We start from the raw sequence: 24,310 nt of genomic DNA, 5'->3' as shown, positions 1-24,310 counted from the left end.
CTTATGCCTTCTCAACCTGGACCAGGTTACTGTGTGATGGGTTGCCCTTTGCCAACGGTGAAGGCCGCTGCGTCGTAAGCACATTGATGCAGCCCGCCTGATCGACGCGGTTAGCATCCGGGTTGTACCAGGCCCCCTCCCCTAACGCGACCACGCCAGGCAAGATGCGGGGCGTCACTTTGGCCTCGATATGTACTTCACCGCGACCGTTGTAGATGCGCACGCGATCGCCATTTTTAATGCCTCGCTTTTGCGCATCGAGCGGATTGATCCATATCTCCTGGCGGCAGGCCGCCTTCAATACATCGACATTGCCATAGGTTGAGTGAGTACGCGCTTTATAGTGGAACCCGGTTAATTGCAGCGGATAATCCTTGCTCTGCGGGTCGTCATAGTTTTCAAAGCCCGGGCTATAAACCGGAAGCGGATCAATCACGTCGCCTTTTTCCAGCTCCCAGGTGGCCGCTATCTCAGCCAGCTGCGCAGAGTAGATCTCAATTTTGCCGGACGGTGTGGTCAGCGGATTGGCTACGGGGTCGGCGCGGAAGGCTTTATAAGCCACGTGGTGTCCTTGCGGATCGCGTTGTTTGAAGATGCCTTGCTTACGAAATTCGTCAAAAGGAAGCAGATCCGGGATCGCCTCGCGGGATTGCTCATAAAGATGTCGCATCCACCCTTCCTGAGTACGCCCCTCGGTGAACTGTTGCGCCACGCCCATGCGCTTCGCCAGCTCGGTGGTCATCTCATAGATGGTTTTGCATTCGAAGCGCGGCTTGATGGCCTGATCGGCAAAGATGACGTAGGCCATGTTGCCGCATGAGGCATCCAGTGCGAAATCCATCTGCTCAGATGCGGTGCAGTCCGGCAGCAGGATATCGGCATACTTCGCAGATGAGGTCATGTGGCAGTCAATGACCACAATCAGCTCGCATTTTTTGTCATCCTGGAGGATTTCGTGGGTGCGGTTGATCTGCGAGTGCTGGTTAATGAGGCAGTTGCCGGCATAGTTCCAGATCATTTTAATCGGCACATCCAGCTTATCTTTACCGCGTACGCCGTCGCGCGTGGCGGTCATTTCCGGGCCGCGCTCGATGGCATCGGTCCACATAAACATGGAGATACTGGTCTGCACCGGGTTTTCAAGGGTTGGCATCCGCTCAAACGGGAGGGAGTAAGAGCCTTCTCGCGCCCCGCTGTTGCCGCCGTGGATCCCTACGTTACCGGTCAGGATCGCCAGCATGGCAATGGCACGGGAGACCAGCTCGCCGTTGGCATGGCGCTGCGGCCCCCACCCCTGTGAAATAAAGGCCGGTTTCGCCCCCGCGATTTCACGCGCCAGCTTGACGATCCGTTCTTGTGGAATGCCGGTAATCGCAGAGGCCCAGGCCGGCGTTTTGGCGATACCGTCATTGCCCTGGCCCAGAATCCAGGCTTTGTAATGGCCATTAGCCGGTGCGCCTGCAGGCAGCGTGGTTTCATCGTATCCCACGCAATATTTGTCGAGGAAAGGCTGATCAACGAGGTTTTCCGTGATCATCACCCATGCCAGCGCCGAGATCAGCGCGGCATCGGTGCCTGGACGGATAGGGATCCACTCATCCTCACGCCCTGCGCCAGTATCGGTATAGCGCGGGTCAATGATGATCATCCGCGCACTGGATTTTTCGCGGGCCTGCTCTACATAGTAAGTGACCCCGCCGCCGCTCATGCGTGTTTCACCGGGGTTATTACCGAACAGCACGACCAACTGGCTATTTTCGATATCGGACGGGCTATTGCCATCGGCCCAGCCGCCATAGGTATAGTTCAGACCGGCGGCAATCTGGGCGGTGGAGTAGTCACCATAGTGGTTCAGGTATCCGCCGCAGCAGTTCATCAGACGGGCAATAAGCGTCTTACCCGGCGGCCAGGAGCGCGTTAAGGTACCGCCTAACGTACCTGTACCGTAATTCAGATAGATCGATTCGTTACCGTACTCTTTGATTAAGCGCTGCATATTGCCAGCGATGGTATCGAACGCCTCTTCCCAGCTGATACGCTCAAATTTGCCTTCGCCACGTTTCCCCACACGCTTCATCGGATACCTGAGTCGATCCGGGTTATAGACCCGACGACGCATTGAGCGGCCGCGCAGACAGGCGCGTACCTGATGCAGCCCTTCGTAGTTATCATCGCCCGTATTATCGGTCTCGACGTATTTGATCTCGCCATCAACAACGTGCATGCGCAGTGGACAGCGACTGCCGCAGTTAACAGTACATGCGCTCCAGACTACCTTTTCATTTACACCTGCGGGCGCCAGCGCATTCGCGGCTGATGCCAGACGGGTAAAAGGGAGTGTGATCGCGCTACTTGCCACAGCCAGACCGCCAACCGCCGTAGTTTTCATTAACCCACGACGACTGACTTCCGCTGTCAGCAAATCCTCTGGCGCTTTGATTTTCATAGCTACTCGCTCTGGTTGCTCACAAAGAAAGAGAGTGCGGTAGTTACCGCTATATACTTATATAAATAACGAGATTAGCCCTTTAGCAGTATTTTGTGCTGGCGAATCTGCAGGGAAGTATTACTACTTTAGAGGGAGGGGTTATTGCGTCGAGTCAAAACAAGGGGATAAAAAAAGCGCCCGTAGGCGCTTTTTATGCTTGAAAGCAAATCAACCGATGAACTGCTGACCTTTCATATAAGGACGCAGCACTTCAGGGATTTCGATGCGGCCATCGGCCTGCTGGTAGTTTTCCAGCACTGCAACCAGCGTACGTCCCACAGCCAGACCAGAACCGTTCAGGGTGTGTACCAGACGGGTTTTCTTGTCAGACTTGCTGCGGCAGCGTGCCTGCATGCGGCGCGCCTGGAAATCCCAGACGTTGGAGCAGGATGAGATTTCGCGATAGGTATTTTGCGCCGGCACCCACACTTCGAGATCGAAGGTTTTACACGCACCAAAGCCCATATCACCGGTACAGAGCGCCATACGACGGTACGGCAGGCCCAGCAGCTCCAGCACTTTTTCAGCGTGGCCGGTCATCTCTTCCAGCGCATCCATGGAGTTTTCAGGACGCACAATCTGCACCATCTCAACTTTGTCGAACTGGTGCATACGGATCAGACCGCGAGTATCACGACCGTAGGAGCCCGCTTCAGAACGGAAGCACGGTGAGTGAGCGGTCAGCTTAATCGGCAGATCGTCCTCATCGATGATTTCGTCGCGCACCAGGTTAGTCAGCGGCACTTCTGCGGTTGGGATCAGCGCGTAGTTGCTGCTATCAGCCTCTTCGTCCAGCGGACGGGTATGGAACAGATCGCCCGCAAACTTCGGCAGCTGACCTGTACCGTACAGCGTATCGTGGTTTACCAGATACGGAACGTAGGTTTCGCTATAGCCGTGCTGTTCTGTGTGCAGATCCAGCATGAACTGCGCCAGCGCGCGGTGCAGATGTGCGATTTGACCTTTCATCACCACAAAACGAGAACCGGTCAGCTTAACCGCAGCGGCAAAATCCAGCCCCGCGTGCATCTCGCCTAAGGTCACATGATCGCGAACCTCAAAGTCGAACTCGCGAGGCGTACCCCAGCGTTTCACTTCAACGTTGTCATTTTCGTCTTTGCCGACAGGGACGCTGTCGTCAGGAATGTTCGGGATAGCCAGGGCAATATCACGGATTTCGGTCTGAAGAACGTCCAGTTCAGCTTTCGCCTTATCCAGCTCTTCACCCAGTTTGTTCACTTCCAGGCGTAATGGCTCAATGTCTTCCCCGCGCGCTTTCGCCTGGCCGATGGATTTCGATCGAGAGTTGCGTTCAGCCTGCAGATTTTCAGTTTGTACCTGCAGAACTTTACGACGCTCTTCAAGAGCGCGCAGCTTATCTACATCCAGCTTAAAGCCCCGGCGTGCCAGTTTTTCAGCGACTGCGTCTGGCTCATTACGCAGCAGATTGGGATCGAGCATGCTTATCCTGTGCTTATCGAATTAAAAGAGGAAAAAGTAACCACAGCCTGCGGTCACAGTAATAGACCCTGGATAATTCAAGCTGCGCGAAGGCGGCAAGCAAGCGCAGCCAATGCACATGCAGCTTGAAGTAGAGCGGGTGTACAGTGCCAACATTACCGCAACGATGGACCTAACGGTAGCGTTTTATAGGGCTATTTTGATCCTGTCCGGCCAGCCAGGCGAGCTTTTCGCCAATCTTGCCTTCAAGACCTCTGTTTGTGGGGTGATAATAGCGCGTTTGTGCCATTTCCTGCGGGAAGTACTCCTCACCGGCAGCGTATGCGTTGGGCTCATCATGGGCATAGCGATACGCCTGCCCGTAGCCCATCTCCTTCATCAACTTGGTTGGGGCGTTGCGTAAATGCACCGGCACGTCGTAGTCTGGCCGTTCGCGAGCATCCGCCATCGCGGCTTTGAAGGCCGTATAAACAGCGTTACTTTTGGGGGCGCAAGCCAGATAGACAATGGCCTGCGCAATGGCGCGCTCGCCCTCTGCTGGCCCCACCCGCGTGAAGCAATCCCAGGCTGAGAGAGCCACCTGCATCGCACGCGGATCGGCGTTGCCTACATCTTCCGAGGCAATCGCCAGACAGCGCCGCGCCACATACAGTGGGTCGCCGCCTGCGCTGATGATACGGGCATACCAGTAAAGCGCCGCATCCGGCGCGCTACCGCGCACCGATTTGTGCAGAGCGGAGATAAGGTCATAAAACCGATCGCCTTTGTTATCGAAGCGGGCGCTGCGCTCTCCGGCAATCTCCGTCAGTAATTCGGGCTTCAACACCCGCTTGCTGGCCCCGTCCAGCTCGGCCATATCGGCCATCATTTCCAGGGTGTTCAGCGCCCGACGCGCATCGCCGTTCACCAGCTCGGCAATGGCACGACGCGTCTCATCGGGCAAAACGATATCCTGACCACCATAGCCCCGCGCTTTGTCCTCCGTCGCCTGCGTCAGCACCTGCTCAATATCCTCGGTTGTAAGGGATTTAAGCAGATAGACGCGCGCGCGGGACAGCAGCGCCGAGTTCAATTCAAAAGAGGGGTTTTCGGTGGTCGCACCAATAAAGGTGATGGTGCCATCTTCGATATGCGGCAGAAAAGCATCTTGCTGGCTTTTGTTGAAGCGATGAACTTCATCAACAAAAAGAATGGTGCGACGCCCGGCGTTACGGTTCTGCCGCGCGCGTTCTATCGCTTCGCGGATCTCCTTAACGCCGGAGGTCACTGCAGAGATACGCTCGACATCTGCATTGGCATAGCGGGCAATGACTTCAGCGAGGGTCGTTTTACCCGTACCCGGCGGCCCCCAAAGGATCATTGAATGCAGATGCCCGGCCTCAATCGCTCGTGGCAGCGGTTTACCCGCAGCCAGCAGATGTTGCTGGCCGATGTACTGCGCTAAATTTTCTGGCCGCATACGGGCGGCCAGAGGTTGAAACGCATTATCTGAAAAATCGAGCGACAGATTGCCCACTCACGCCTCTTACTTATTACGTTGGTCATCCACCGTTACGCCCTGCGGCGGGGTAAAGGTGAATTTTGATGCGTCTACAGCGCCATTTTGCTGGGATTTGAGCTGATAGCTGCTGCGCTGGTCGTCTTGCTCAACCGCACCAAATTGATTGATGGTGCCGTTGCTGCTCACGTTGATGGTGAACTGCTTCAGATTGCCATTGTTCCCTTTTGGCGTCAGGACAAATTCATCACCATTCTGCTTAATGTTGTACTGCTGCCAGTCGCTGGACTGGTTACGCGCAATCAGCATGAATGGCGTATTGCTGGTGGCATCTTTCAGCCAGGTCGCCGTGGCCTGCTCGACAAACGGGTTAAAGAACCACAAGGTTTTACCGTCGGAGACAAGGATGCTTTCATCCGGCTGGGTCATATGCCAGTTAAACAGGTTAGGACGTTTAACCCACAGGTCACCTTGACCTTCCTGTACCGCGTTCCCGCTACCGTCGGTGACTTTCTGCGTAAAGCTGGCATGGAAGCTGCTCACTTTATCCAGACGGCTTTTCAGGTCGCTGGCGGCATCAGCCCAGACGCTGCTGGTGACAAGGCTACTCAGTAATGCACAGGCGATTGCGATTTTTTTCATTGTTAGTCCTTCAAAAACGTCGTCCCGGAATGGGCGCTCTTTGTCCACTATTCTGGACCTGCCCGCAGGCAGGTGACAGAAGAAAATGCTTAAATTTAGCTGCTTTACGCATCTTTGCAATAAGCAGCCGCATTACTCAAAGGGAGGCGGCGCCAGCACTTCGCGGTTACCGTTATGCCCGGCTTCACTCACAATGCCCTGCGCTTCCATCTGCTCGATAATACGGGCTGCCCGGTTGTAGCCGATACGGAACTGACGCTGCACGCCCGAAATAGAGGCTTTACGCTTTTCGGTAACGAAGTTAACAGCCTGGTCAAACAGCTGATCCAGCTCTTCTCCACCATCGAAACCACCTGCACCACCGCCTTCGCTCTCGCTATCGGAGGTAATGCCATCCACATACTGCGGACGGCCACGCGCCTTCCAGTCCTGCACTACGGCATGCACTTCCTGGTCGCGGACAAAGGCACCATGAACACGGACCGGCGAGGTAGAGTTCGGGCCGGAGTAAAGCATATCGCCCATCCCCAGAAGCGACTCCGCGCCCCCCTGATCGAGGATGGTACGGGAGTCAATTTTACTCGACACGGTAAAGGCGATACGGGTCGGGATATTCGCTTTGATAAGACCCGTAATGACATCTACGGAAGGCCGCTGGGTCGCCAGAACGAGGTGGATACCGGCGGCACGCGCTTTTTGCGCCAGACGGGCAATCAGCTCTTCCACTTTCTTACCCACGGTCATCATCAGGTCGGCGAATTCATCCACCAGTACGACGATATAGGGCAGTTTTTCCAGTACCGGATGTTGCGCGTCCATGCTATCGCCCGGCTTCCAGTAAGGATCCGGAATCGGACGGCCCATTCGCGCGGCCTCAGCAATCTTCTCGTTATAACCCGCCAGATTACGCACGCCGAGGGCAGACATCAGCTTGTAGCGACGCTCCATCTCATTGACGCTCCAGCGCAGGGCGTTGGCCGCATCTTTCATGTCGGTGACCACTTCGGTCAGCAAATGCGGAATGCCTTCATAAACTGACAATTCAAGCATTTTAGGGTCAATCATGATGAAGCGGACATCTTCCGGCTGTGCCTTGTAGAGCATGCTCAGGATCATGGCGTTGACACCCACCGATTTACCGGAACCGGTGGTCCCCGCAACCAGCAGGTGAGGCATTTTCGCCAGATCGGCAACCACCGGATCGCCTGCGATATCTTTACCCAGTACCACCGTCAGTGGAGAGGGATTGTCACGGAACTTGGTGTTATCCAGCACTTCGCGCAGGTAAACGGTCTGACGCTTCTTGTTCGGCAGTTCCAGGCCGACATACGGTTTGCCGGGAATAACTTCCACTACACGCACCGCAACGGTCGACAGCGAGCGAGCCAGGTCACGGGACAGGTTAGAAATTCGGGCCGCTTTCACGCCTGGTGCCAGGTTGAGTTCAAAACGGGTAATGACCGGGCCTGGCGAGTAGTTCACGACATCGGCTTTGATGCGGAAATCGGCCAGACGCGCTTCAACCAGGCGAGCCATCTGCTCGAGAGCGAAGGTATCAACCGGCTCCACTTCAGACGGTGGCGGCGTTAACAGATCGAGCGACGGCAGCGGCGTGGTTGGACGCTGAACTGGACGGCTGTCACCATTACGCATTAATAAAGGGTGGATCAGACTGTCTTGCGGCTGTTGTTGCGGTGCCACAGGCTGCTGCTGAGGCGCTGGCGCATACTGTTGACGAGGCGGTTCCGCCTCCGGCATAACGCTCGGCGTAAACAGCGGCTCGCTCGGGGTGTCATTCACCAGATCTTTCATTGGTGAAAATTCAAAGTCTGACAACGAAAAGGGATTCGCGCCTGACGGCTGCTCGCCTGAATAGCGCTGCTCTTGAGAGGCAGCAAACTGGCGAGCCAGTTCTGCTTCGGCAGCGTCATCTTCTTCGTTCTGAGATGCGTAAGGCTGCACCTCAGTCTGATACTCTTCGCCATAGCGCTGCTGCTGTTGCGCAGCAAACTGGCGAGCCAGCTCATCCTGGTGCAACTCATCAGCCTCATCGTATTCCGCATCCACCCTTTTTTCTTCTGGCTGACGCTGCTGAGAGGGGATCTTAATCCCGAAAGAGGCGGAAGCCAGCTCACGCCGGGTTGGGACGCGGACGCGGTTCGGGCGAGGCAGTTGCGGGCCAATGCCCTCTTTCACCTGGGCGCGCGGCGCACCGGATCCGCCAGTGGCAAGGCTAAAGACAGGTGCAGCGGCCGCTGCGGCTGCGGTTGCTGAAACCGTAGCCTGCTTCACGCCGGCTGCCGCCGGTGAAACGGAGGCCGTCGGATCAACCTCTGGCATCGCCGGTGCAGAAACGGGTTGCGAAGAGACTGGCGCAGAATTCGGCTCCGGCACCGGTTGATACCAGGCTGCAAGCTGTTCGCGTTCGCGAGCACGGCGCTCTTCGACCTCTTCGAAATAGTACATAGGCGGACGAGCCGGCTTGGTTTCTTCCACTTCAGGCTCGGGTTGCGGCGCAACGTACGGTTGTTCAGTCGCTAACGGTTGCTGCGGCGCGACCGGCTCTTGATACGGCTGAGCAACGGGTTGTTCATAGTCTTGATAAGGTTGCGGCTCGTAAACCGGCTCTGGCTGATAAGGTTGCTGCCACGGCTCCTGTTGAACCGGCACATAGCTCTGCGGCTCAGGGGCAATTGTCGGCTCAGGGGTATGAACGCCAGGGGCAGTTTGCCAGTCAACCAGCGGCTGCTGCACTGCTGATTCGGGTGCCGGTACGGGCGCAGAAGGTGTAACCGCCTCCACTGGCGCGGCCCAGGCTTGCGCTGCGGTGGTCGCAACCGCGGCGGCCGCTACAGGTTCAGTGACGGAATGGCCATTGAGCAGTGGATCGTATTCATCGTAATCGCCCGGCGTCGCACGATGGCCTGAAAAGAGCACATCGTCAGGGTCAACGGCTGCGCCGCCCGCGCTGTATGCAACCTGCTCGTCGTCATCCATCCGTTTACCGGAGAAGAGCGCCGCGTCGGTCTTGCGGGCTAACGGGTTGCTGAATTTCTCGGCGACACGTTTACGACGGGCCAATGCCCCACGCATAATGCGTGCGCGACGCGATTCACGCTGCTCGGCGTGCTCTTCGGCCTCTTCGTAATCGTCTTCGTACTCATCTTCATCGACCCACGTATCGTCACGACGCGTACGATTACTGGCGAAGGTGAGAATGTTCAGAATCAGGCTGCCAATCTTCTCGGCAATGCTCACCCATGACCAGCCTGTAAACAGCGTCAGGCCTGCGGCCCAGATACAGAGCAACGCCAGCGTACCGCCGCTGCTGTGCAGCATCGGCTGCAGCGCGGTGCTTAGCAGACTGCCGATCACCCCGCCAGAGGCAAAATACCAGATATCGTCGGCGTTAATCGCCGCCAGTCCACAGGAGGTGAGGATCAGCGCCAGCGCCCCAATCAGGCGCAGCGAGACCGCAAAATAGTCGATGTACTCATCGTTCTGACGATGACGCCAGGCGAACCAGCATCCACCGATGATAATCACCGGGATGGTGTAGGCCATTACGCCAAAAATGAAGAACAGGGTATCCGCAAGCCAGGCACCGGGTATACCGCCCAGATTATGAATAGGCTCATGCCACGCGGTTTGTGACCAGCTGGGATCGGAAGGGTTGAAGCTGAGTAAGGCTGCCATTAGCCAGATGGCAAAAAGGGCAGTAACAATCAGTAACGCTTCAAGGAGTCGGCGCCCACTGCTTAGCTTAGATAAATTGACTTCTTTGTCTTCAGTATATTCCTGGCTCAAGAAAGGCTCTCCAGGTACCAGGCATTTCCTGCCTGTTTGCTAAAACGGACAACAGTGCCGGTAAACCGACACTGTTGCTGTATGGATTAACAGGAGTGTAACCAAAGTACGCTGATTTTGCACCTGTTCCGTGTTAGCGCGTCTTGATAACCAGACGATTGCTCTGCTTGACTTCTTCCATCACCACGTAAGTACGGGTGTCGTTCACGCCAGGCAGACGCAGCAGGGTTTCACCCAGCAGCTTACGGTAAGCAGACATGTCAGGTACACGGGTTTTCAACAAGTAGTCGAAATCACCGGAAACCAGGTGACACTCTTGAATTTCTTCCAGTTTTTGCACAGCAGCGTTGAACTGTTCAAACACATCCGGCGCGCCACGATTCAGAGTAATCTCAACAAATACCAGAAGTGAGGCATCCAGATAATGCGGGTTAAGCAGAGCCGTATAGCCCTGAATGAAACCCTGTCTTTCCAGTCGGCGCACACGCTCGAGGCACGGCGTCGGGGAAAGTCCCACACGTTTTGAAAGCTCGACGTTGGAAATACGCCCATCCTTTTGCAATTCATTAAGAATGTTACGATCGATACGGTCGAGATCTTTGCCAGGGCGCTTCTTGCTATCTACCATTATTATTGTCTCTCTGTATTCCTTCCCTAACTCCTGCCAGGACCCTGTGCACTTCACTGTTCAGAGTCTATACCCGTCGTTAATCGCATCGCCTGTTTTGTAGTTTGCGCGATAGCAATTGGGGTTATGTGGTAAGAAGACCGTTGCCCGTGGGCTGTCATCAACATCACGCATGGCATCTGTCCACACCATGCGTAGATTTCGCTGACCGGATAAAAATGGCGATTATGTGCATGACTATGCGCTACACAAAGACCGCATTTTTTTCTTCCTTGAATGTTTTCGCAAAAGCGCAGGGGATTGTCAAAGCAAAACATCGATTTTTAGTACAACATGCCGGATATTCATTACGACCGGGCATTAATCCTCATTTTATCGCCTTACTTTCGACCGATTATTCATGCGTTGTTCGCTCAAAAGGGTAATTGCCGGGCCGATTGATTGCTGGTTGCTATTGCACATATCGTTAACAAAATCGCTGTGCCCTTTTTTTAAAGCGACAAATTCCCTACAATCGCGGGAAATGTCTGCCAACAACAATGGGGATCTCATGGGCACGGCCAAACACAGTAAGCTGCTAATCCTTGGTTCTGGACCTGCGGGATACACCGCAGCGGTCTATGCTGCACGCGCTAACCTGCAACCGGTACTGATCACGGGCATGGAAAAAGGCGGTCAGTTGACCACCACAACCGAAGTGGAAAACTGGCCAGGCGATCCGAATGACCTGACCGGGCCGCTGCTGATGGAACGTATGCACGAGCACGCGACCAAGTTCGAAACCGAAATTCTGTTCGACCACATCAACAAGGTCGATCTGCAAAACCGTCCGTTCACGCTGACCGGTGATAGTGGTGTTTACACTTGTGATGCGTTAATCATCGCTACAGGGGCTTCTGCTCGCTATCTGGGCCTGCCTTCAGAAGAGGCCTTTAAAGGACGCGGCGTATCCGCCTGCGCCACCTGCGACGGATTCTTCTACCGCAATCAGAAAGTGGCGGTCATCGGCGGCGGCAATACTGCCGTGGAAGAGGCGCTTTATCTGGCGAATATCGCTTCGGAAGTGCATCTGATCCACCGTCGTGAAACCTTCCGCGCGGAAAAAATCCTGATCAAGCGTCTGATGGATAAAGTGGCCAGCGGCAACATCGTGCTGCACACTAACCGCACGCTCGAAGAGGTGACCGGCGACCAGATGGGCGTTGCTGGCCTGCGTATCCGCGATACTCAGAACACCGATAACGTAGAGTCGCTGGAAGTGGCGGGTCTGTTTGTTGCCATCGGCCACAGCCCAAACACCGGCATCTTCGAAGGACAGCTTGAGCTGGAAAACGGCTACATCAAAGTGCAGTCCGGTATTCACGGTAATGCTACCCAGACCAGCATCCCGGGCGTGTTCGCCGCAGGTGACGTGATGGACCACATTTATCGTCAGGCAATCACTTCTGCGGGCACCGGCTGTATGGCTGCGCTGGATGCAGAACGTTACCTTGATGGGCTGGCTGAACAGAGCAAATAATCTTTACAAGTCAGTAACAAACGTAAATAAAGGCGGCCATAGGTCGCCTTTATTTTTCCTGGCGTGTAACATTGCCGTGCCTAATTTCTGATAACTTCACCTGCAAAGCACGCAATGGAAAAAACCCGTCAACAAGAGTTAACTCGCTGGCTGAAACAGCAAAGCGTTATTTCCCGCCGCTGGCTAAATATTTCCCGACTTCTGGGTTTTATCAGCGGCCTGTTGATTGTCGGTCAGGCCTGGCTGCTGGCCCGCATTCTTAACATGATGATAATGGAGAACATACCGCGCGAGGCGCTGTTATTGCCCTTTGTCGTGCTGATGCTGGTCTTTATTCTGCGTGCGTGGGTCGTCTGGCTGCGTGAGCGGGTGGGGTTTCATGCGGGGCAGCATATACGCTATGAGATTCGCCGCCAGGTGCTGGACAGACTTCAGCAGGCGGGCCCCGCCTGGATTCAGGGCAAGCCGGCCGGGAGCTGGGCGACCCTCATCCTTGAGCAAATTGACGATATGCACGACTACTATGCCCGCTATCTTCCACAGATGGCCCTCGCCGCCTGCGTACCGCTGCTCATTGTTATCGCGATCTTCCCCTATAACTGGGTCGCGGCCCTGATTCTGCTCTGCACTGCCCCACTTATTCCGCTATTTATGGCGATGGTAGGCATGGGTGCGGCCGATGCAAACCGCCGTAATTTTCTGGCGCTGGGCCGTCTGAGCGGGCATTTCCTCGATCGTCTACGCGGTATGGAGACGCTGCGTGTGTTCGGCCGGGGCGATGCGGAAATCGAAAATATTCGCCTGGCCTCACAGGATTTCCGTCAGCGCACCATGGAAGTTTTACGTCTCGCCTTCCTCTCTTCCGGCGTACTGGAGTTCTTTACCTCCCTCTCCATTGCGCTGGTAGCGGTCTATTTTGGCTTCTCTTATCTCGGCGCCCTTGATTTTGGTCACTACGGCACGGCCGTTACGCTCTCTGCAGGTTTCCTGGCCCTGATTCTGGCACCGGAATTTTTCCAGCCGCTTCGCGATCTGGGAACCTTCTATCACGCCAAAGCGCAAGCCGTGGGTGCCGCCGACAGCCTGAAAACCTTCCTGGAGACGCCGCTTGCGCATCCGCAGCGCGGCGATGTCACGCTAAATACAACACAGCCGGTAGCCATTCAGGCTGAGGATTTCTGCGTATTGTCACCTGAAGGTAAAGTGCTGGCAGGACCGCTGAATTTCACCCTGCACGCGGGTCAACGCGTAGTGCTTGTGGGTACCAGTGGTTCTGGCAAGAGCTCGCTGTTAAATGCGCTCTCCGGTTTTATGGCCTACAGCGGTTCACTGCGCGTTAACCAGACCGAACTTTCGGCGCTGGATCCCGACGAGTGGCGTGCCCATCTGAGTTGGGTTGGGCAAAACCCGCAGCTGCCTGCTGCCACGCTGCGCGAAAATGTCCTTCTGGCGCGCCCGGATGCCAGCGAAGAGGAGCTGAAATCGGTGCTCGATCGCGCCTGGGTCAGCGAATTCTTGCCGCTGTTACCCAACGGGGTGGATACCCGGGTGGGTGACCAGTCTGCCGGGCTCTCGGTAGGCCAGGCGCAACGTATCGCTGTCGCCCGCGCCCTGCTCAACCCCTGTCAGCTTTTACTGCTTGATGAACCGGGCGCCAGCCTGGATGCGCACAGCGAACAGCGGGTGATGTCCGCGCTGGATACGGCCTCGTTGCAGCAAACCACGTTAATGGTGACGCACCAGCTGGAAGGCATTGCCGGATGGGACCAGATCTGGGTGATGGAAAATGGCCGTCTTGTCGAGCAGGGAGATTACGCCACGCTCGCTACGGCGCAGGGGCCCTTTGCCGCCCTGCTGGCCAATCGTCAGGAGGATATTTGATGCGCGCGTTATTGCCTTATCTTGCGCTTTATAAGCGTCATAAATGGATGCTAACCCTGGGCGTCGCTCTGGCGATTCTTACCTTGTTAGCCAGTATTGGCCTGCTTACCCTTTCCGGCTGGTTCCTCTCAGCGTCCGCCGTGGCTGGCTTTGCGGGGCTTTACAGCTTTAACTATATGCTGCCCGCTGCCGGGGTCCGCGGCACCGCCATCACCCGTACCGCCGGCCGCTATTTCGAACGTCTGGTGAGCCACGATGCCACCTTCCGCGTGTTGCAACACCTGCGCGTCGATACCTTCAGCAAACTCCTTCCCCTCTCCCCCGCCGGGCTGGCGCGTTATCGCCAGGGCGAATTGCTTAATCGCGTGGTGGCGGATGTGGACACGCTCGATCACCTCTATCTTCGGGTGATTTCGCCATTAGTGGGCGCGTTTGTGGTGATTGTGGTCGTGACGCTGGGGCTGAGCTTGCTTGATGTACACCTTGCGCTGGTGCTGGGCGGGATCATGCTGCTGACGCTGTTTTTATTGCCCCCGCTGTTTTATCGTGCCGGGAAAACAACCGGTCAAAACCTGACCCATCTGCGTGGCGAGTATCGCCAGCAACTGACAGCGTGGCTGCAGGGGCAGGCAGAACTGACCGTATTTGGCGCCAGCCAGCGTTATCGTCATCAGATGGAGAATACCGAGCTTAACTGGCACGAAGCTCAGCGCAAGCAGTCCGAACTGACGGCCCTTTCACAAGCGCTGATGCTGTTGATTGGTGGCGTTGCCGTGGTTGCGATGCTGTGGCTGGCCGCAGGCGGCGTGGGTGATAACACTCAGCCCGGCGCCCTGATTGCGCTCTTTGTCTTCTGTGCACTGGCCGCTTTTGAAGCGCTGGCCCCGGTTACGGGTGCGTTCCAGCATCTTGGCCAGGTTATCGCCTCTGCGCTGCGCATCACCGAAATCACCGGGCAGACGCCGGAAGTGCGCTTTAGCGAAACATCCTGTGAGTGTCCTGCCCAGCTATCGCTCACGCTCGAAAATGTCAGTTTTAGCTACGACGATAAAGCGCAAAAAGCGCTGGATAGTCTGAATCTGAACATTCCCGCGGGTGCACACGTTGCGGTGCTGGGGCGAACCGGCTGCGGAAAATCGACGTTGCTGCAGTTGCTCACTCGCGCCTGGGATCCGCAGGAGGGGGTTATTCGCTTTAATGACACCCCCCTGCCCCAGTTCAGCGAAGCTGCGCTGCGTAACGCCGTGAGCGTTGTGCCCCAGCGTGTTCATCTATTTAGCGCCACGCTGCGCGATAACCTGCTGCTTGCGGCCCCTGCCGCCAGCGATGAAAGACTCTGTGTCATGCTGGAAAAAGTGGGCCTGCATAAGCTGCTGGAAGATGAAGGGCTGAACAGCTGGCTCGGTGAAGGGGGACGTCAACTTTCCGGTGGCGAACTGCGTCGTCTGGCGATTGCCCGCGCGTTGCTCCATGACGCACCGCTTATGCTACTGGATGAACCTACCGAAGGGCTGGACGCGACGACAGAGAGCCAAATTCTCGATTTGCTGGCCAAAGAGATGCGCGGAAAAACCCTGGTGATGGTGACCCATCGCCTGCGTGGACTGGCTGCACTGGATCAAATAATTGTGATGGACAACGGACATATTATTGAGCAAGGTAGTCACGCAGAGCTGTTGGCGAAACAGGGTCGCTACTACCAGTTTAAACAACGTCTGTAGTCTACACCCGTCATACTTCGAGCTGCAGATACGTTGGCTTTGTGACCGGGCCCATCGCTGGGTCTGGTTCTGCGGTGGCGCTGCGAGCAGCGTTTAAATCTGCTCCCGGCAGATTCGTCGCTCACTCCAGTGACTTGCTGAGCGAGTCACTGGAGAATTTCGCCTATGCCGCTCTCCTGCAACGCGAAGTATTTGGGTTTATATTTGAACCGATCCTTACTCGCGTACTGGAGTTTTGCTGTCATGCGCCTGGTCCAGCTTTCTCGCCACTCTCTTGCGTTCCCTTCTCCGGAGGGAGCATTGCGTGAACCTAACGGCCTGTTGGCTCTCGGCGGCGATTTAGGCCCGTCGCGTCTGTTAATGGCTTACCAGCGGGGGATCTTTCCCTGGTTCTCTCCAGGCGATCCTATATTGTGGTGGTCACCCGATCCCCGGGCGGTACTCTGGCCCACGGAGTTTCATCTCAGCCGCAGCATGAAGCGCTTCCATAGCCGCTCCCCCTATCGCGTCACGCTTAATCACGCGTTTGGCAAGGTGATCGAGGGCTGTGCTAACGATCGGCATGAAGGGACCTGGATCACCCGTGAAGTGATTGATGCCTATCATCGTCTGCATGAGCTGGGTTATGCCCACTCTATCGAGGTATGGCAGGGAGATTCGCTGGTCGGGGGGATGTACGGCGTCGCTCAGGGGTCCCTGTTCTGTGGCGAGTCGATGTTCAGTCGCGCGGTGAATGCGTCAAAAACGGCCCTGCTGGTATTTTGCGAACATTTTGTGCAAAACGGCGGTCAGCTGCTGGATTGCCAGGTGCTGAATGACCACACCGCGTCATTGGGCGCCGTGGAGATTACCCGCCGCGAATATTTACAGCATCTTGAAACAATGCGTCCGAAAAAATTACCGCAAAACTTTTGGGTGCCGACTACGTTATTTATGCCTCGGGGATAAATGTTTTGCGCATATTTTTTTATCATGGTGCTATAATTGGTGCCGCAGAGTAGGTTCTGCCTGTTGCCCCGCCGCCGTTTGGGAATAGCTTGCATCAGATAACGTCCTGGCGTTTATCCTGTCTTCTCCCCTTTACGTATGCGCTTTTCGTACGGTCGTACCGTCACGTCGGGCAATGCGCCGAAGCTGCTTTGTTGCGTTTTAACCGCACAATTCTTTACTTAATTGATGAATTTCGGCATTATCTTGCCGGTTCAAAACTTGGTAGTGATACCCCAGAGGATTAGATGGCCAAAGAAGACAATATTGAAATGCAGGGTACCGTACTTGATACGTTGCCTAACACCATGTTTCGCGTAGAACTGGAAAACGGTCACGTGGTGACTGCACACATCTCCGGTAAAATGCGCAAAAACTACATCCGCATTCTGACGGGCGACAAAGTGACTGTTGAGTTGACCCCGTACGACCTGAGCAAAGGTCGCATTGTCTTCCGTAGTCGCTAATTGTTATTGCCTGCTAAGGCAGATGAATATTGAAAAAGGCCGGGATTATTCCCGGCCTTTTTTATTGCCTGCGCCTCCCCCTTTCCTCAGAGGAACCTTAAAAGGGGTCCCGTAATAGAGGTTTCCACTACCCTCGCGCTGGCATCGCTAATACTGTGGGGAGAGGGTCAAAAAAGAGGCTTCTCAACCGCTACTCACTTCCCTGCGTCGGGATCCCAAACGATGAGATTGAGAGGACTTGTGAGGAGAACAGTCATACTGTTTTGTTAGTGGGTAACCTTGAACACAAGGCAGTGCTCGCGCAGCGCGAGGCCATCACGCATAGACAGCGTCATATCGTGCAGCAAGCGGGTCAGATAGGGCAGCATATCGCGGTCGAAATGGGAAACCAGTAGCACATGGTTTAGTGCCCGGCAGTAATCACACCGGCCCCCGGTCTCTTTCAGTCGCCACCCCTCTGGCAGATACTGCACAGACTCTTCATCGATCGCTACAGTCTGATCATCGCGCATTGCGCCTTCCAGCGTCTCTTTTACCCTTGCAAGATAAGCCCCCAGACAACGGCAAACCGGCTGAATTTGCGGTAGCGACGAGCTGTCGAGCAGAATTTCGGTCAGCAGAGTGCATCGTTCCGTAAGGGTCGCCAGATCCGGATAACGCGCTAGCTCGCTGTAGGGATAAACCAAAGGGGTGTTACTTTCCATTCATCCTCCTTAACGCATGTCTATCCGCACTCTCAGGACGCCACTTATACCGGTATGAAAATACTTTACCACTGTGATTATATCCAGCCATATTCTGTTCATTATTCTGGAAAGCGCCTCGCAAAATTCCAGCCTTGAGCTGTTGAGGGCAAAAAAAAGCCGGGCTCTTAACCCGGCTTGTTACTTTTCAGTGACGTTAGTGTGCCGCTTCCGGCTTATGCTTCTGCGCACTTTGGAAATCGTACGTCAGCTCATTTTTCGCCTGATCCAACGCAACGGTCACTTGACCGCCATCCACCAGCGAACCAAACAGCAGTTCGTTGGCCAGCGGTTTCTTCAGGTTATCCTGAATTACACGCGCCATCGGACGGGCACCCATCGCACGGTCGTAGCCTTTCTCGGCCAGCCAGTTGCGGGCCTCCTGACTCACTTCCAGCGACACGCCTTTCTGATCCAGCTGAACCTGCAGCTCGACGATGAACTTATCCACCACCTGATGGATCACATCGGTAGAGAGGTGATCGAACCAGATAATGTTGTCCAGACGGTTACGGAACTCCGGCGTAAAGATCTTCTTGATCTCTTCCATCGCATCGGTGCTGTTATCTTGGTGGATCAGGCCGATAGACTTACGCTCAGTTTCACGTACCCCGGCGTTGGTAGTCATTACCAGCACCACGTTGCGGAAGTCCGCCTTGCGCCCGTTGTTATCTGTCAGCGTCCCGTTATCCATCACCTGCAGCAGGATGTTGAACACGTCCGGGTGCGCTTTTTCGATCTCATCGAGCAGCAGTACCGCGTGCGGATGCTTGATCACCGCGTCAGTGAGCAGACCGCCCTGGTCAAAGCCTACATAGCCCGGAGGCGCACCGATCAAACGGCTCACGGTGTGACGCTCCATATACTCGGACATATCAAAGCGCAGCAGCTCAATACCCAGCGCTTTGGAGAGCTGTACCGTCACCTCGGTTTTCCCTACCCCGGTTGGGCCGGCGAAGAGGAAGGAACCGACAGGTTTGTGGTCATGCCCCAGCCCGGCGCGCGCCATCTTGATGGCTTCGGTTAAGGCCTCAATGGCTTTATCCTGTCCGAAGACCAACATTTTCAGACGATCGCCCAGGTTACGCAGCGTGTCACGGTCGCTCTGAGAAACGCTCTTCTCAGGGATACGCGCAATACGTGCCACCACGGACTCGATATCTGCTACATTGACGGTTTTCTTACGCTTGCTGACCGGCATCAGGCGAGCGCGAGCGCCCGCTTCGTCGATCACGTCAATCGCTTTATCCGGCAGATGACGATCGTTAATGTATTTCACCGCCAGCTCTACCGCCGCACGCACCGCCTTCGCGGTATAACGCACATCGTGGTGCGCTTCGTATTTCGTTTTCAGACCATTGATGATCTGCACGGTCTCTTCAACCGACGGCTCGGTAATGTCGATTTTCTGGAAACGACGTGCCAGCGCACGGTCTTTCTCGAAAATGTTGCTGAACTCCTGATAGGTGGTAGAGCCCATCACGCGGATTTTACCGCTGGAGAGCAGCGGTTTAATCAGGTTGGCTGCATCCACCTGGCCGCCGGAGGCCGCACCTGCGCCGATGATAGTGTGGATCTCATCGATAAACAGGATACTGCTGGTGTCCTGCTCCAGCTGTTTCAGCAAGGCTTTAAAGCGTTTTTCGAAATCACCGCGGTATTTGGTACCCGCCAGCAGAGAGCCGATATCCAACGAATAGATGGTGCAATCGGCCATGATTTCCGGAACGTCGCCCTGCACAATACGCCAGGCGAGCCCTTCGGCAATCGCGGTTTTACCCACGCCCGACTCCCCCACCAGCAGCGGGTTATTTTTACGGCGACGGCACAGTACCTGGATAGCGCGCTCCAGCTCTTTATCGCGGCCAATCAGCGGGTCGATACCGCCAACGCGAGCAAGCTGATTAAGATTGGTGGTGAAGTTTTCCATACGTTCCTCCCCGCCTGCTTGCTCTTCGTTATTGACCTGGTTGCTGGGATCCGATGGCTGATTCGGCTCGTCTTTACGCGTTCCGTGAGAGATAAAGTTCACCACATCGAGGCGGCTGACTTCATGTTTGCGCAGCAGATACGCAGCCTGCGACTCCTGCTCGCTGAAGATAGCGACCAGTACGTTAGCGCCCGTCACTTCGCTACGTCCGGAGGACTGGACATGGAACACCGCACGCTGCAAGACGCGCTGGAAGCTGAGCGTCGGCTGCGTGTCGCGCTCCTCTTCACTCACGGGCAGGACCGGTGTGGTTTGTTCGATGAAGGCTTCGAGTTCCTGACGTAGCGCCACCAGGTCCACCGAGCAGGCTTCGAGCGCCTCGCGGGCGGATGGGTTGCTAAGCAGTGCGAGCAGCAAGTGCTCGACGGTCATAAACTCATGTCGGTGCTCACGCGCTCTGGCGAAAGCCATATTTAAACTGAGTTCCAGTTCTTGATTGAGCATAGGCACCTCCCCCAATTTTCATGCCTGAATCAGGCTTTTTCCAGCGTACACAGCAACGGATGCTCGTTCTCCCTCGCATACTTGTTCACCATCGCCACCTTCGTCTCTGCGACTTCTGCGGTAAATACCCCGCAGATGGCTTTGCCGTGATAGTGAACGGTAAGCATCAGTTGCGTTGCACGTTCTACATCATAAGAAAAGAACTTTTGTAGCACGTCAATAACAAATTCCATTGGCGTGTAGTCATCGTTCATTAACATAACTTTATACATAGATGGCGGTTTTAGCGCGTCGCGCACTTCATCTTCCGCCAGTTTGTCGAAATCTAGCCAGTCGTTCGTCTTACCCATTGTCAGTCATCATCATCGTTGTACGCTGCCCTGACTGAGGATCATACATAACTTCAATCTACCCCAGTTGTCAGATAACTCTCATCTATTATTGCCATCCGCGATGTCTGTCACAATACCCGGCAATAGCGTTAACTGCTTCAAATTTTGGTTCATTTTTCCCCTTCCCCCGCCGGCAAACGCTTGACGATCTGTTTGGTTTATCTAAATTAGACTGGCGAGAGTTGGCGAGGTTTTGAACAGCCCCCGCTCCGCCACCGGTTCATTCCATCTTAATTAATAAGACTTACGAAGGATGTCGAAGCATGGAAACGGGTACTGTTAAGTGGTTCAACAACGCCAAAGGGTTTGGTTTCATCTGCCCTGAAGGCGGCGGCGAAGATATTTTCGCTCACTATTCCACCATTCAAATGGATGGTTACAGAACGTTAAAAGCCGGGCAGTCGGTCCGGTTCGATGTACATCAAGGGCCAAAAGGCAATCACGCAAGTGTGATTGTGCCCTACGAAGTCGAGGCGACCGCCTAGCTCTCTGCTTCATTGTGTACATCATGCAGTCAAAATGCCAGCCCGATCGGCTGGCATTTTTATTTCGCTTATTCTCGCGCTAGCGCATCCACCGGATCCAGCCTTGCCGCATTGCGTGCAGGCAACCAGCCGAACAAAATGCCGGTGAAGGTTGAGCACAAGAAAGCGGTCATTAGCGCCATCGGCGAAAAGCCAATTTCCCAGCCCGGTAAAAAGAGTTGCAACGTAAACGCAATTAACAGCGAGAGGGAGATGCCCAGCGCACCGCCCACAAGACAGACCAGCACCGCCTCGATTAAAAACTGCTGAAGCACATCGCTGGCCCGGGCGCCCACCGCCATGCGGATGCCAATCTCCCGGGTTCGCTCCGTGACCGACACCAGCATGATATTCATCACCCCGATGCCACCCACCACCAGTGAAATGACCGCCACCAGCGTCAGGAACAGCTGAAGAGTACGTGTGGTCTTTTCCGCCGTTTTCAAGAGGCCGTCCATGTTCCAGGTGAAGAAATCTTTCTTGCCATGCCGCAGCATTAACAGGCGTGCAAGCTGCTGCTCGGCCTGGGTGCTATCGTATCCCTCTTTCACGCGCACGGTGATGGAGTTCAGCCACGACTGCCCCATAATTCGCCCGGAGATAGTGGTATAGGGCAACCAGACGCGCAGGATCTTACTGCTGCCAAACATTGACTGCTTCTCTTCAGCGACGCCGATGACCGTTGCGGGCATGTTGCCCACCAGAATCACCTCGCCCACCACCTTCGCCTTATTCGGGAAGAGCTGACGACGTGAATTGGCATCCAGAATCACCACCTGCGCGCGCCCGGCAAGCTGCTCAGCGTTGAAGGTCGCCCCCTCGCTAAAGGTCATGCCGTAAACGTTGAAATAGTCGCCGCTCACCCCGTTAGCGCTGGCCGCCACATCGATATTGCCGTAGCGCAGGCGTAAGTTTTGCGACACCGCCGGCGTGGCCGAGTTGACCCACGGCTGCTTCTGGATCGCGGCCAGATCGTCATACTTCAACGCCTGCTGGAACTGCGGCTCGTCATCGCCAAAATCCTTTCCGGGATAGACATCAATGGTGTTGGTCCCGATAGCGCGAATGTCGGCCAGCACCAGCTGCTTGGCCGCATCGCCGACCACCACAATCGAGACCACCGAAGCGATACCGATAATGATGCCGAGCATCGTCAACAGGGTTCGCATTTTATTGGCCGCCATCGCCAGCCAGGCCATGGTAAGTGCCTCACGGAAACTGCTGGCAAACTGGCGCCAGCCGGAGGGGGGCGGTAGCGCCACCTGCTGACTGCGTGTTTGGCCCTGCTTTGCCGTAGGATTGCTGACCAGCTCGCCATCCCGGATCTCCACGATGCGCTCTGCCTGGGCGGCAACCTGGGGATCGTGGGTGACAATGATCACCGTATGCCCCTGATCGCGGAGTTGGTGCAGGATTGCCATCACCTCTTCGCCAGAGTGGCTGTCGAGCGCCCCGGTGGGTTCGTCAGCGAGGATCACCTGCCCGCCGTTCATCAGAGCACGTGCGATACTGACGCGCTGCTGTTGACCGCCGGAAAGCTGCGAGGGTTGATAATCAACGCGCTCGCCCAGCCCCAGCCGGGTTAAGAGCGCCTGTGCCCGCTCCAGCCGTTTGCGGCGCTCTACGCCCGCGTAAACGGCTGGCACTTCGACGTTCTGTACGGCGCTCAGATGCGAGAGCAGGTGATAACGCTGAAAGATAAACCCGAAGTGCTCGCGGCGCAGTTTGGCCAGGGCATCCCCACTGAGGGTCGACACGTCGGTGCCCGCCACGCGGTAGGTGCCGCTGGTGGGTTTATCCAGACAGCCGAGAATGTTCATCAGGGTGGATTTACCGGAGCCCGAGGCACCGACGATGGCGACCATCTCCCCCGCTTCAACCTGCAGAGAGATGCCTTTCAGCACCTCCACCTCGCCATCCCCCGAAGGGTAACTCCGGCGAATTGCATTCAGTTCAAGCAAAGCGGTCATTTACCCGCTCCCGGCAGGGTCTCACTGACGACGACCTCATCCCCCTCTTCCAGCCCTTTCACAACCACCACATCCGTGTCATTGCGCGAGCCGAGGCTGACCTCACGCTCACGGGTCTCGCCGTTACGCAGCACTTTGACTTTATAGCGGTTATCTCCGGTCGATTCGCCCAGCGCCGCCAGCGGTACGGTCAGCACATTTTTCTCGCCGGTGAGCTGGATATGCACCTGCGCGGTCATCTCCAGACGCAACACCCCTTTTGGGTTCGGGACCTCAAAGCGGGCATGGTAGAAAATGGCGTCGTTGACCTTTTCAGGCGTTGGCAGGATATCTTTCAGCACCCCTTCATAGCGGGTTTGCGGGTCACCCAGTACGGTAAACCAGGCTTTTTGACCGGGTTTAAGATGGATAACGTCCGCCTCGGAGACCTGGGCTTTCACCAGCATGGTGCTCATGTCTGCGAGGGTCAGAATGTTTGGAGCCTGCTGAGCGGCAATCACCGTCTGCCCTTGCAGGGTAGTAATTTGCGTCACCTCACCGGCCATCGGCGCGACGATGCGGGTATACTCGAGGTTCGTTTTGGCGCTGTCGAGGCTGGCCTGATTGCGTTTGATTTGCGCGTCAATGGTGCCAATCTGCGCCTGCTTCACCGCCAGTTCTGTGGCCGCTGTATCCAGATCCTGACGAGAGATGGCCTGGGTTTTGGCCAGCTGCTGCTGGCGCGCCAGCGTCACCTGGGCCAATTTACGCTCTGCTTCGGCTTGCCCGCGCTGGGCGCGCAGCTCCATCAGGGTCGCTTCCACCTCTTTGATCTGGTTCTCAGCCTGCTCAGGATCGATCACCCCCAGCAGTTCCCCTTTTTTCACTTTATCCCCAATTTCAACCGACAGCGTTTTCAGCTGCCCGCTCACCTGTGCGCCCACGTCGACTTTACGCAGTGCATCAAGTTTACCGGTAGCTAATACGCTTTGTTGCAGCTCGCCCGGGCGGACAATAAGCGTCTGGTAGAGAGGAGTGGGTTTATTTAGCGTCTTCCAGACAGCAATCAGCGCAACGAAAATAATAATCGCAGCAAGGATATACCGCTTTTTGAGCTTACTTCTGATCTTCATAACGATCCTGGTTCCTTCGAATGTTCCATCAAAATG

The 24,310-nt window shown here is 55.7% G+C and carries 17 protein-coding genes; 6 read left to right on the top strand and 11 right to left on the bottom strand.

Annotated features, from left to right (window positions below; genetic code table 11):
* Position 1: 1 nt before the first annotated feature.
* The 6 genes from dmsA to lrp all read right to left on the bottom strand — a co-directional run bounded on the left by dmsA (position 2) and on the right by lrp (position 10,524).
* Complete coding sequence (gene dmsA / locus B2Q93_RS12580) at positions 2-2,446, bottom strand: dimethylsulfoxide reductase subunit A (protein ID WP_286933326.1); 2,445 nt, start codon at positions 2,444-2,446, stop codon at positions 2-4.
* Between the two features lie 210 nt (positions 2,447-2,656).
* The gene (serS, locus tag B2Q93_RS12575; RefSeq protein ID WP_046886841.1) at positions 2,657-3,949 is read right to left on the bottom strand and encodes a serine--tRNA ligase; all 1,293 of its coding nucleotides are present in this window, start codon (positions 3,947-3,949) and stop codon (positions 2,657-2,659) included.
* Between the two features lie 172 nt (positions 3,950-4,121).
* On the bottom strand, positions 4,122-5,465 hold the full coding sequence (gene rarA, locus B2Q93_RS12570; protein WP_286933322.1) for a replication-associated recombination protein RarA: 1,344 nt from the start codon (positions 5,463-5,465) through the stop codon (positions 4,122-4,124).
* A 9-nt stretch (positions 5,466-5,474) separates the two neighbouring features.
* Positions 5,475-6,089 carry an outer membrane lipoprotein chaperone LolA gene (lolA, locus tag B2Q93_RS12565; protein WP_040076344.1) on the bottom strand — a complete coding sequence of 205 codons (615 nt, stop codon included), beginning with the start codon at positions 6,087-6,089 and terminating at the stop codon, positions 5,475-5,477.
* Between the two features lie 132 nt (positions 6,090-6,221).
* A complete protein-coding gene (locus B2Q93_RS12560) occupies positions 6,222-9,896 on the bottom strand; it encodes a DNA translocase FtsK 4TM domain-containing protein (protein WP_286933319.1) in 3,675 nt (1,224 codons plus the stop codon).
* Between the two features lie 133 nt (positions 9,897-10,029).
* Positions 10,030-10,524 carry a leucine-responsive transcriptional regulator Lrp gene (gene lrp / locus B2Q93_RS12555; protein ID WP_000228469.1) on the bottom strand — a complete coding sequence of 165 codons (495 nt, stop codon included), beginning with the start codon at positions 10,522-10,524 and terminating at the stop codon, positions 10,030-10,032.
* 550 nt (positions 10,525-11,074) lie between these two features.
* Here lrp and trxB point away from each other — a divergent pair.
* The 5 genes from trxB (at position 11,075) to infA (ending at position 17,099) form a co-directional block, all read left to right on the top strand.
* A complete protein-coding gene (gene trxB / locus B2Q93_RS12550) occupies positions 11,075-12,043 on the top strand; it encodes a thioredoxin-disulfide reductase (protein ID WP_072039526.1) in 969 nt (322 codons plus the stop codon).
* Between the two features lie 114 nt (positions 12,044-12,157).
* Positions 12,158-13,924, top strand: a complete 1,767-nt coding sequence (gene cydD / locus B2Q93_RS12545) for a heme ABC transporter permease/ATP-binding protein CydD (protein ID WP_046886845.1) — start codon at positions 12,158-12,160, stop codon at positions 13,922-13,924.
* Positions 13,924-15,645, top strand: coding sequence for a heme ABC transporter ATP-binding protein/permease CydC (cydC, locus tag B2Q93_RS12540; protein ID WP_286933305.1), 1,722 nt, complete (start codon positions 13,924-13,926; stop codon positions 15,643-15,645). Before cydD ends, cydC begins: the two co-directional genes overlap by 1 nt.
* 243 nt (positions 15,646-15,888) lie before the next feature.
* A complete protein-coding gene (gene aat, locus B2Q93_RS12535; protein ID WP_286933301.1) occupies positions 15,889-16,593 on the top strand; it encodes a leucyl/phenylalanyl-tRNA--protein transferase in 705 nt (234 codons plus the stop codon).
* A gap of 287 nt (positions 16,594-16,880) precedes the next feature.
* Entirely contained in the window at positions 16,881-17,099 is a 219-nt protein-coding gene (gene infA / locus B2Q93_RS12530) for a translation initiation factor IF-1 (RefSeq protein WP_002211347.1), read from the top strand.
* A gap of 266 nt (positions 17,100-17,365) precedes the next feature.
* On the opposite strand, the gene B2Q93_RS12525 is transcribed toward infA, so the two are convergent.
* The 3 genes from B2Q93_RS12525 to clpS all read right to left on the bottom strand — a co-directional run bounded on the left by B2Q93_RS12525 (position 17,366) and on the right by clpS (position 20,626).
* Positions 17,366-17,803, bottom strand: a complete 438-nt coding sequence (locus B2Q93_RS12525; RefSeq protein WP_286933294.1) for a hypothetical protein — start codon at positions 17,801-17,803, stop codon at positions 17,366-17,368.
* A gap of 196 nt (positions 17,804-17,999) precedes the next feature.
* On the bottom strand, positions 18,000-20,276 hold the full coding sequence (clpA, locus tag B2Q93_RS12520) for an ATP-dependent Clp protease ATP-binding subunit ClpA (protein ID WP_040076351.1): 2,277 nt from the start codon (positions 20,274-20,276) through the stop codon (positions 18,000-18,002).
* Between the two features lie 29 nt (positions 20,277-20,305).
* The gene (clpS, locus tag B2Q93_RS12515) at positions 20,306-20,626 is read right to left on the bottom strand and encodes an ATP-dependent Clp protease adapter ClpS (protein ID WP_040076352.1); all 321 of its coding nucleotides are present in this window, start codon (positions 20,624-20,626) and stop codon (positions 20,306-20,308) included.
* Between the two features lie 305 nt (positions 20,627-20,931).
* Between clpS and cspD the strand changes: the two genes are divergently transcribed.
* Complete coding sequence (cspD, locus tag B2Q93_RS12510) at positions 20,932-21,153, top strand: cold shock-like protein CspD (RefSeq protein WP_040076353.1); 222 nt, start codon at positions 20,932-20,934, stop codon at positions 21,151-21,153.
* A 68-nt stretch (positions 21,154-21,221) separates the two neighbouring features.
* Here cspD and macB read toward each other — a convergent pair whose 3' ends face one another.
* Together macB and macA are read right to left on the bottom strand one after the other, a co-directional pair.
* Complete coding sequence (gene macB / locus B2Q93_RS12505; RefSeq protein ID WP_286933291.1) at positions 21,222-23,162, bottom strand: macrolide ABC transporter ATP-binding protein/permease MacB; 1,941 nt, start codon at positions 23,160-23,162, stop codon at positions 21,222-21,224.
* Entirely contained in the window at positions 23,159-24,274 is a 1,116-nt protein-coding gene (gene macA, locus B2Q93_RS12500; protein ID WP_040076355.1) for a macrolide transporter subunit MacA, read from the bottom strand. Before macA ends, macB begins: the two co-directional genes overlap by 4 nt.
* Positions 24,275-24,310: the final 36 nt, after the last annotated feature.

It is taken from the genome of Leclercia sp. UBA5958, from assembly GCF_002430365.1.
Classification (GTDB): Bacteria; Pseudomonadota; Gammaproteobacteria; order Enterobacterales; family Enterobacteriaceae; genus Enterobacter; species Enterobacter pneumoniae.
The sequence above is the reverse complement of the archived record's forward strand: the minus strand, read 5'-3'. Positions and strand labels throughout refer to the sequence as shown.